Source organism: Methanocrinis sp. (genome assembly GCF_049974945.1).
Taxonomy (GTDB): Archaea; Halobacteriota; Methanosarcinia; order Methanotrichales; family Methanotrichaceae; genus Methanocrinis.
In genome coordinates this window covers 1-9791 of record NZ_JBNGCU010000069.1, presented here as the reverse complement: position 1 = coordinate 9791, position 9791 = coordinate 1, and the positions used below count along the sequence as shown (strand labels likewise).

At 60.6% G+C, this 9791-nt stretch carries 8 protein-coding genes; 6 read left to right on the top strand and 2 right to left on the bottom strand.

Annotated features, from left to right (window positions below):
• Positions 1–603: 603 nt before the first annotated feature.
• A complete protein-coding gene (locus tag ACP5EL_RS07570) occupies positions 604–2553 on the top strand; it encodes an aconitate hydratase (protein WP_428401911.1) in 1950 nt (649 codons plus the stop codon).
• Positions 2554–2579: 26 nt separating this feature from the next.
• Here the strand turns inward: ACP5EL_RS07570 and ACP5EL_RS07565 are convergent, their stop codons facing one another.
• Entirely contained in the window at positions 2580–3044 is a 465-nt protein-coding gene (locus ACP5EL_RS07565) for a hypothetical protein (protein WP_428401910.1), read from the bottom strand.
• A gap of 108 nt (positions 3045–3152) precedes the next feature.
• Here ACP5EL_RS07565 and tgtA point away from each other — a divergent pair, with 108 nt between their 5' ends.
• Genes tgtA through ACP5EL_RS07550 form a run of 3 tightly spaced genes read left to right on the top strand, consistent with a single transcriptional unit; the run spans position 3153 to position 6879 of the window.
• Positions 3153–4592 (top strand): tRNA guanosine(15) transglycosylase TgtA, encoded by a 1440-nt coding sequence (tgtA, locus tag ACP5EL_RS07560; protein WP_428401909.1) that lies wholly within the window; start codon positions 3153–3155, stop codon positions 4590–4592.
• Complete coding sequence (gene arcS / locus ACP5EL_RS07555) at positions 4589–6334, top strand: archaeosine synthase subunit alpha (RefSeq protein ID WP_428401908.1); 1746 nt, start codon at positions 4589–4591, stop codon at positions 6332–6334. The genes tgtA and arcS overlap by 4 nt, the downstream gene beginning before the upstream one ends.
• Positions 6335–6372: 38 nt before the next feature.
• Positions 6373–6879, top strand: coding sequence for a DUF6125 family protein (locus tag ACP5EL_RS07550; protein ID WP_428401907.1), 507 nt, complete (start codon positions 6373–6375; stop codon positions 6877–6879).
• Between the two features lie 143 nt (positions 6880–7022).
• Here ACP5EL_RS07550 and ACP5EL_RS07545 read toward each other — a convergent pair whose 3' ends face one another.
• Positions 7023–7442 carry a pyridoxamine 5'-phosphate oxidase family protein gene (locus ACP5EL_RS07545; RefSeq protein WP_428401906.1) on the bottom strand — a complete coding sequence of 140 codons (420 nt, stop codon included), beginning with the start codon at positions 7440–7442 and terminating at the stop codon, positions 7023–7025.
• 158 nt (positions 7443–7600) lie between these two features.
• Here ACP5EL_RS07545 and ACP5EL_RS07540 point away from each other — a divergent pair, with 158 nt between their 5' ends.
• Together ACP5EL_RS07540 and ACP5EL_RS07535 are read left to right on the top strand one after the other, a co-directional pair.
• A complete protein-coding gene (locus ACP5EL_RS07540) occupies positions 7601–8398 on the top strand; it encodes a 2-amino-3,7-dideoxy-D-threo-hept-6-ulosonate synthase (RefSeq protein ID WP_428401905.1) in 798 nt (265 codons plus the stop codon).
• A 109-nt stretch (positions 8399–8507) separates the two neighbouring features.
• On the top strand, positions 8508–9659 hold the full coding sequence (locus ACP5EL_RS07535; protein WP_428401904.1) for an FtsX-like permease family protein: 1152 nt from the start codon (positions 8508–8510) through the stop codon (positions 9657–9659).
• The last annotated feature ends 132 nt before the right edge of the window (positions 9660–9791 follow it).

Here is a 9791-nt window from a genome sequence, read left to right as displayed (position 1 = left end):
AATTATGGAAGTATTTACAGTATCGGTCGGAATTGGCCGAGTCGCCATAAGCGTATGTCAGACGAGACAAGTTGTATCCCGTCTCCACGATTATACTTATATGCCGCAAACTATGGAAGTCAGCCCATCATACTGAGCGTCCTACGCCATCAGGGCTTACGCCGTTATCTCGCGGCTCTGGGGATATGCTCCCCAGCGGCCCACATACTTATGGGCAAATCGTATTTAAGCTTGCCGGTTCCGCCCATCTTGCGAAGTCAAAACCATCTCTGGAATCAGACTCCGCCCGGGCACCACCGGACAGCCCTTCCCCGTATCAGAGGATGCTATTTAAGCCTTTCGGACTCAGACAGGGGCTCAAATCATGAGCACCCAAAGAGCCCTTAGACTCTTCCCATCTCGACTCGTTGCGCGAAGATCGCACCACTTTGCCAGAAGGGCGAACTCCTCCAATACCAGCCACGTATTTAAACGTTGTGGCATGATGGAGGCCAGGTAAAAGTCGGGTCCAGGATCTTCGCGTTGATTATTAATACCAACAGAGAGATTCGGCCAAGATCAAGGGGCTTAAATGCGAGATCTGCGGGCTTTTGGAGGGTTTTTATGAATTTCACTTTGACGGAGAAGATTTTGAGGGATCACCTCGTCGATGGGCATTACGAGCCAGGAAAGGAGATCGGAATAAGGATAGACCAGACTCTGACCCAGGACGCCACGGGAACGATGGCCCATCTCCAGTTTGAGTCGATGGGCCTCTCCAGGATAGAGACGGAGCTTTCAGTATCCTATGTGGACCACAACACCGTCCAGGTGGGATTCGAGAACGCCGATGACCACCGATACCTCCAGACTATCGCTGAAAAGTACGGAATCCACTTCTCAAGGCCCGGAAATGGGATCTGCCACCAGGTACACCTGGAGAGGTTCGGACGACCCGGCAGAACCCTCTTGGGGTCTGACAGCCACACCCCCACCTGCGGGGGGCTGGGCATGATCGCCATCGGTGCTGGCGGGCTCGACGTCGCGGTGGCCATGGGAGGCGGAGCTTACTACCTGACCTGCCCAGAGGTGATAAAAGTCAACCTGGAGGGCAGGCTCCCCGACTGGGTTACAGCCAAGGATGTGATCCTCAAGGTTCTGGAGGAGCTCTCCACCAAGGGGAACGTGGGTTGCGTCTGCGAGTACGGTGGGGATGGCGCGCGCTTCCTCACCGTACCGGAGAGGGCCACTATAACCAACATGGGTGCGGAGACGGGGGTGACCACATCCCTATTTCCCAGCGACGGGGAGACCCGAAAGTTCCTCGCGGCCCAGGAGAGGGCAGACCAGTGGACTCCCCTGGAGGCCGACGAGAACGCCGAGTACCATCGCGTATTGGATATCGATCTCTCAGACCTAGAACCGCTGATGGCGGCTCCCCACAGCCCGGGGAATATCGTCCCGGTCTCCGAACTGGAGGGGATGGCCGTCGACCAGGTGATGATAGGCTCTTGCACCAACTCCTCCTACGTCGACCTGATGACCGTCGCTGAGATGCTGCGGGGGCGCCGATTGGTTCCCGGGATCTCCCTGGGGGTGGCGCCGGGGTCAAGACAGGTCCTCATGATGATAGCGGAGAACGGCGGCCTCGGCGACCTCCTTGCCTTCGGAGCGAGGATCCTGGAGTCGGCCTGCGGCTTTTGCATAGGAAACAGCATCTCCCCCAAGACCGACTCGGTCTCCATCAGGACCAGCAACAGGAATTTCAAGGGAAGATCGGGAACCCCGAGCGCCAACGTCTACCTGGCAAGCCCCGTGGTGGCGGCGGCGGCGGCCCTCAGGGGCGAGATCACCGATCCAAGAGACCTGGGTATCGACTTTCCGAGGGTGAGGATGCCGAAGCGATTCAAGGTCGACGACAGCATGATCATCCCACCCCTCCCTGCGGAGGAGAGGGCTAAGGTCTCCGTCTATCGCGGCCCGAACATCGGTGCACCTCCCGCCAACGCCCCCCTGCCCGAGGACCTTCGGGGAGAGATAACCATCAAGGTGGAGGACTACGTCACCACCGACCACATCATGCCCGCAGGCTCTCGCCTGAAGTACAGGTCGAACGTTCCCAAGTACTCCGAGTTCGTCTTCGAGCCCCTGGACCCCGAGTTCAGCCGGAGGGCGGCCGAGCGGAGGGACCGGGGCGTCCACAACCTGATCGCTGCCGGTGTCAGCTACGGCCAGGGTTCATCTCGGGAGCACGCCGCCCTCTGTCCCATGTATCTTGGGGTCAAGGCGGTGATGGCGAAGTCCATCGAGCGGATCCACGCCGCAAACCTGGTCAACTTCGGGATCGTGCCTTTAACCTTCGTCTCGGAGTCAGACTACGACTCCCTGAAGAGGGATGACCACCTCGATATCCTTGGCATCAGGGAGGCCATTGAAAGGGGCGACGAGGTGGTGGAGGCCTTCGACAGAACCGCAGGAAAGAGGGTCATGCTGAAGATGGATCTGAGCAAGCGCCAGAGGGAGATCCTCATCGCCGGAGGGCTTCTTCCCTACACAGTCCGGAAAAAGAATTGAGATGAAAAGATCATCGGCCTGTGACTTCACAGGCCGAACTCTCTTGTTATCTCCTGGGTCAGAAACTGCCTGTTCTTCTGCACCCGGCTTTCGTTTGTCAGATCTCCCGGAGTGAAGGAGGAGTCTTCGACGGGGATGGGCGAGGAATAAAGCCAGGCGTTTCCGACAGCGAAATCGTATCGGGGGCTCACGGCTCCGGCGACCCCGCCCATCCCGTCGCCGAAGGAGGAGGCGGATACGTCAAAGGGGAAGTTCGTCATCCAGAAGAAGAGCCTATTTTCGATATCCACCTCGTTTCCGGCAGAGATGGGTGCCGTGGGTGTCTTATCGGGGTTTGAGATGTAAGACGCCCAGTACATCTCGGCGTAATCTTCGAACCGGGAGTCGTCCATCGAGCTCTTGACCGGATCTTCGCCCAGCAGGAAGGCTTCTTGGGTCGTGCTATAGCCTGATGCCGCCACAGGGCCCACGAGACATGCCAACATGATCATAACTGCACATTTCAAGGTTGGTCACCACCAATTTAAATTAAAATCGCGATGCGACACTCCCTGATCAGTACCAACCTATTTATGCCTTATCTGCAAGGGAGATGGAACATGCCAGATTGCTTTGAGATTCTGAACAAAGATCTGGCGGGTCGGATCGGCAGACTTCGCACTCCCCACGGCGTCGTAGAGACCCCTGCTCTGATGCCCGTGGTCAATCCCCACCTCAGGCTGATCGAACCTGCCGATCTGAAGAGGATGGGCGCCGAGATCCTGATCACAAACAGCTACATCATAAACCAGGACCCTGAACTCAAAGAGCTGGCGGCGAGGTTGGGGGTCCACCAGCTTCTGGGGTTTGAGGGGCCGATAATGACCGATTCGGGAGCCTTCCAGCTATCTGTCTACGGCGAGATCGAGGTTCTGCCCTCGGAGATCCTCGAATTCCAGAGGGCGATAGGCTCTGATATCTGCGTCCCCCTCGACATACCAACGCCGCCGGACGTCTCCAGGGCGAGGGCCGAGTTGGAGCTCTCGGAGACCGAGCAGAGGCTCTCGGAGGCCCGTGATCACTGGGAGGATGGCGGCCCGCTCCTGGCAGGGCCGATCCAGGGGTCGACTTATCCCGACCTCAGGTTTGTTGCGGCCCGCAGGGCGAGAGAGATCGGCTTCGACGTCTGTCCCATAGGGGCCGTCGTACCCCTGATGGAGGCCTATCGGTTCTCCGATCTGGTGGATGTGGTGGCATCCTCCAAGAAGGGGCTGGGTCCTGCCGCTCCGGTCCACCTATTCGGCGCGGGCCATCCCATGATGTTCGCCCTCGCCGCGGCCCTCGGCTGCGACCTCTTCGACTCTGCAGCCTACGCCCTCTACGCGAGAGAGGGCCGCTACCTTACGTCCAGCGGGACCCTACATCTGGAGGGGCTGAAGTATCTTCCCTGCTGCTGCGACGTCTGCAGGAATCGGTCGCCGGAAGATATGGCAGCCGATCCCCACAAGGTCGAGCTTCTAGCCCGCCACAACCTATCCGTCTCTCTGGCCGAGATCCGGCGGGTGAGGCAGAGCATCTGGGAGGGGTCCCTCTGGGAGCTGGTCGAGAGGAGGTGCAGGTCTCATCCCCGGATGATGGACGGCCTGCGGGCCCTCACATCTCATGCCGGCTGGATCGAAGGGCTGGACCCCGCCTCGCGATCGACCTGCTTTTATCTCGGGCCGGAGTCGGCGAGAAGGCCGGAGGTTTTGAGGTATGGATCGAGGATCGACCGGATCGAGCTCGCGGGGAGAGTTCTGGTCGCCGACCCCGGCGTCGAGGAGGAGGATTTCGACCACGTCCTCTGGTTTTTGCCGCCCTTCGGACCTTATCCGAAGGAGCTGGCTGAGACCGCGCCCCTCAACGCCGAGGTCCCGGCAGAGGCCGACGAGGCGGGGATCGCCCAGGCTCTCGCGAACCTCAGGAGTCTGATGGAAGATAACCCCCACGCGACCTTCGATCTGAGGCTGAAGGCCGCGGACGAATACGGATTAGAGCTCGAAGAGGTGAGTGGGAGATGACAAGATTCTTCGAGGTGACGGGCCGCGATGGCCCCGCGAGAATCGGGCGGCTCCGCCTGAAAGAGACAGTGGAGACCCCCGCCATCATATCGAAGGACGCGATCGTGTCGGTGGGCCCGATCTGGGCCTTCTCGTCGATCGAAGAGGCTCTGAAGGCCAGCGCGAGCCTCTCTGAAGAGGGCGGCAGGATCTTCATCGGACCCCACGTCGCCGTTCCCCTCTCCATCGAGCCGCCCTTCACGGTGCCCCTGATCCCGACAGACGGCCCTTCCGGGATCGTCGTCCACCCTCTCGCGGAGGGGAGGCCGCCCGCATCCGACATCTGCGTCATCGAGGCGGCAGGATCCCTGCGAAACCCGAGGGAGCTGGTGGGCGCGATCACCAAGATCAGAGGCGAAACCCCGCCCGACTCGGCCCTCTACGCCCCGGCCCTTGCGACCCCCTCAAACCTCGCCCTTCTGATATATCTGGGGGTCGACCTGGTGGACGGAGCGAGGGTCGAAGTCGACGGACTTCTCGGCATCTACCACCTTCGCGACGGGGTCTGGCCCGTCGAGGAGCTGAAGGAGCTGCCCTGCCGCTGCGGCTTCTGCAGGGCGATGGAGAGGTACGGAGCCGATTCGAATCTTATCGCAGAGCACAACCTCCTGAAGCTGGAGGAGGAGCTATTCGTCGTGCGGCAGATGATCCGGACGGGGACGATCCGCGAGTACGTGGAGAGGCAGGTGAGGGTGACGCCGGAGCAGACTACGGCGCTCCGGCTCCTCGACCAGGAGCACGAGTACCTGGAGCGTAGGACGCCCGTATCCAGGAGGAGCGCAATCTACGCGAACTGTGCCGAGTCGCTCCAGAGGGTGGAGGTGACCAGGTTCGCCCGAAGGGTCCTGGAGAGGTACAGGGCTCCCGAAGGTGACGTCCTCCTCCTTCTACCCTGCTCGGCGAGGAAGCCCTACTCCACCTCGCGGTCACACCGGCTCTTCGCCATGGCCCTCGGCGGGACCAGGCGGAAGCTCGCCGAGCTGATCCTCACATCGCCCTTGGCTCTGGTCCCAAGGGAGCTGGAGGAGGTCTATCCCGCCGCCAGCTACGACGTGCCCGTCACCGGCAGGTGGGATCTCGAGGAGAGGGACTGGATCACCAGCTGCCTCGACCGATATCTTGAGAGGAACCCTTACCAGAGGATCATCGCCCACCTGAACGGAGAGCTTTGGGAGATGGTGGAAGAGCACGGGATCGATGCCGTCTACACCGGAGGGGGGACCGGCGGTGATGCCTTGAAGGAGCTGAAGGAGGCGGCGGCCGAGGCGACTCGAGACGCGAAGGTTCTTCCGGGCTACTCGATCCGGAGATTCAGTGCCCTTGCCGACTACCACTTCGGCAGGGGTGCAGGTGGCGCCCTTCTGGCAGGAGATGTGAAGGTCAAGGGGAGAGAGCTTCAGTCGGACGATATGACGGCCCTCGCCGCCCTCACCCCCAACGGGACCATCGCCCTATCTCTCGAGGGCGCGAGGAGGCTATTACCCCTGGGCGGCTACATCGTCGAGATAGGCGACTTTCTGCCGAGAGGCGACGTCCTGGCCCCGGGGGTAGTCGGCGCCGACGACCAGATCAGGCCCGGTGACGAGGTGATGGTGAGGGGCGAGGCCGCCTTCGGCGTGGGGAGAGCCAGGATGAGCGGCTGGGAGATGGTCGAGTCGACGAGGGGTATCGCCGTCGAGCTGCGGCACGTCGAGAAGGTCTGAGGCGAGGTGAAGAGGGCCGAGGACGGAGGGACGATTTTATGAGAGAGCTGACCGACGCCCAGAAGGCGGAGTACTTCCGAAGAAGCTATACCTCAGTGGACGGCCTATGGTTCATGAAGGTCGAGGAGCTCCGCGGCTTCGAGGAGGCCCTGGAGGCCGATCGGCGGGTCTGGTCGGTCCTCCCCAAGATCCAGGCCCGAATCCTGAGGTCGATCCTCGAAGCCGAGAAGGGGATCGACGAGCTCGCGCGATCTCTCGCCGCAAAGCAGTCCGCCGAAGGGTTCGGTTTTGAGGTCGAGATCGAAGGAGAATGCCGAATCCTGAGAGTGATCATAACAAGATGCCCCTGGCACGAGCTGATGGCGAACTCCGGAAGGCTGGCCTTATCAGAGTGGGTAGGATCTCTGATCTGCAACGCCGAGTACAAGACCTGGGCTGCGGAGTTCTCCGACGACGATAGGGTGATATCCTTCAGCCTCGAATCGCAGATCTGCAAGGGGGACCGGGTCTGCACCTTCCGGTTCGAGGAATCGGGGCAGCCCTGAGAGAGGAGAGAGGGGCAGCAGGTTCAGAAGCGGGCACATCTCGGGCAGAGGTAGATATGAGATCTGTCCATCATACTGCTGGTTCGGTGGCCCTCACAGTCGCCCCTCTCAAAAGTTAATATTACAGTCTTCATGGCAGCCTTTCAGATCGACCTCTCCCAGCCCTGGCCCAGGTCTACCAGGGGCCTCACCTCCTCGACCTTGAGGGTGATCGCCGCATGAAGCATCTCAGCCGCCGCCTCGCCGATGAACTTGGTGCCCTGCTCCTTTATCTCGTCGATCAGCTCTCCAGAGGTCTCGTATCTCACCATCCTCAGGTAGACCCTGATCCCCTTCCAGTCGAGGATCTCCTCGCCCGGCTCCAGAATCATGTAGACGGCGCGAGGGTTCTCCTGGAGGTTGGCGAAGGTGCGATTTTTTGCGAGGGCCATTATGACCGTCTCCTCGTCGACCATCCGGGGCGAGCCCATCACCGCCACATCGACCTCCCCCTCCTTGCTGGAGGTGCTCAGAGTTCCGATCCTCGGCTGTCTGTTGAAGTAGTCCATCAATTCCGCGGTCATATCTGACCTCCCTCTCTATAATTTTGGTTTTCGAGGATATACCTCTGCTGGTCTGCTTGCGGGTTGAGCTGCCGTCCAAGCTTGCTCTGCCGAATAAGCCGCCCTTTTTCGGATCTGACCATCACCTTTTAATCTCGACTCCTCAATGCCCTCCCTCCATGAGGAACGTCGGAAAGTCCATCAGGATGGAGAGGATCTTCAACAGGAGGACGAATAGGACGGTCATCGTCCCCATGGACCACGGCCTGACAGTAGGACCGATCGAGGGGCTGATAGACCTTCAGGAGGCGGTGGACAAGGTGGCTGAGGGGGGGGCGAACGCCGTCCTGGGCCACATGGGCCTTCCGCTCTTCGGCCATCGCGGCTACGGCCGGGACGTGGGACTGATCGTCCACATGTCCGCCAGCTCCAGCCTAGGTCCCGACCCCAACCACAAGGTCCTCGTCACCGAGGTGGAGGACGCCATCAGGATCGGCGCCGACGCCGTCAGCATCCACGTCAATGTCGGGGCTGAGGACGAGGCCACGATGCTCCAGGACCTGGGACGGGTCGCTCGGACCTGCGACGGCTGGGGTATGCCGCTTCTGGCCATGATGTACCCGCGAGGCTCGAAGGTCAAGTCGGAGCATGACGTCGAGTACGTAAAGCACGCCGCCCGGATCGGGGCAGAGCTCGGGGTCGACATAGTCAAGACGAACTACACCGGATCTCCCGAGACCTTCAAGGAGGTCGTCAAGGGCTGCAGCGTCCCGGTGGTGATCGCCGGTGGCCCCAAGATGGAGACGGAGCACCAGGTTTTGGAGATGGTCCGCGACTCGATTCAGGTCGGCGGCGGAGGCCTCTCCATAGGAAGGAACATATTCCAGGCCGAGAACCCGACCCTCTTTGTAAAGAGGCTCTGTAAAGTCGTCCACGAGGGCTACTCGGTGGAGGAGGCCGAAGAGGTCGTCCTCTGATCTCCCATCCTTTTCGCGTTTTGGAGGGGCTGGGGCGCGGACGGCGCCACTTTATAAATAGGGTCCGGACCTCTTAAGATTGGAGATCGGCTCTCCTAGAAGGGATCCCTTGTTCGAGCTGTACGTCGCAAAAAAGCACCTCATCTCCCGGAGGAGGCAGACCATTCTTGCGGTGGGAGCCGTCGCCCTCGCCGTCGCGATCGCAGTCCTCTTTCGGTCCCTGATAAACGGCTTTGAGACGACCATAAACGAGATCATCTTCGAGTTCGTTCCCCACGTAACCGTCCTTCCTGAGGAGGGCGAAGATTACATTCACCTTTACAAGACCCTCATCGAGACGATCTGGGCGATCCCCGGCGTTGCGGCCGTCTCCCCGGCCCTCTCGACGACGGCCTCTTTCACCCACGACGACGACGTCGAGAACGTCGTCCTCCGGGGGGTCATCCCCGAAGAGCTGAACAAGATATCGAAGATCGGGATCGACTACATGGTGGAGGGTGACCTCGACTCGATCCAGAGCGGAAGGAGGGTCGCTCTGGACGGAGGGCTCGCCGACGAGCTGGAGGTGAATCTCGGCGATTCGGTCCGGGCGAGCTTCCCCGACGCCAGGACCATGAGCCTGGTGGTCTCGGGCATCTTCGATACCGGCGGCTTCTCGACCAACTACGCCTACGTCTCGATGGAGACGGCGAGGGAGTTTCTCGGCGAGGGGAACGTCATAACCGACGTCCAGATCAAGCTCGACGACATATATCGGGCCGACGAGGTGGCCGCCGATCTCACAGCAAGCGGTTACAACGCCGAGAGCTGGCAGAGCCTCTCGGGGATAGTGGAGACGATCGAGAGCCGGAGGTTCTCCAACACCATGATCATGCTTCTGGTGATCGTGATCGCCTCCTTCGGGATCGCCAACATCATGAACCTCCTGGTCCTGGAGAAGACGAGGGAGATCGGGATGATGATGGCCATGGGTGCTTCCGCCTCCAGCATCCGCAGAATCTTCCTCATCGAGTCCGGCATCCTCGGCCTAGCCGGCGGGGCAGGGGGCTGCCTCATCGGCTATCTCATATCGGCCTACGTCAACAGCCTCGCCATAGCCATCTCCTCGGGCCCCCGATTCTCGGTGGTTTTGAACTTCATCGTCGACCCTTGGGACCTGGTCGCCTTCCCCCTTATAACCCTCCTATTGAGCGTCGTCGCCGGGGTCTACCCCGCTCATCAGGCCTCAAAGCTCGACCCCGTCATCGCCCTCCGGGGCTGACCCGAGAATAATCGCTAAAATGGCCGTCCATTTTCAAGGGGCTTGGGCCTTGATTCCTGCAACTCACAGGTCCGATCTCTATAAATAAGATCCGATGAACGGTTATTGGCAAAAACGGCGTCTGAAGCCCTG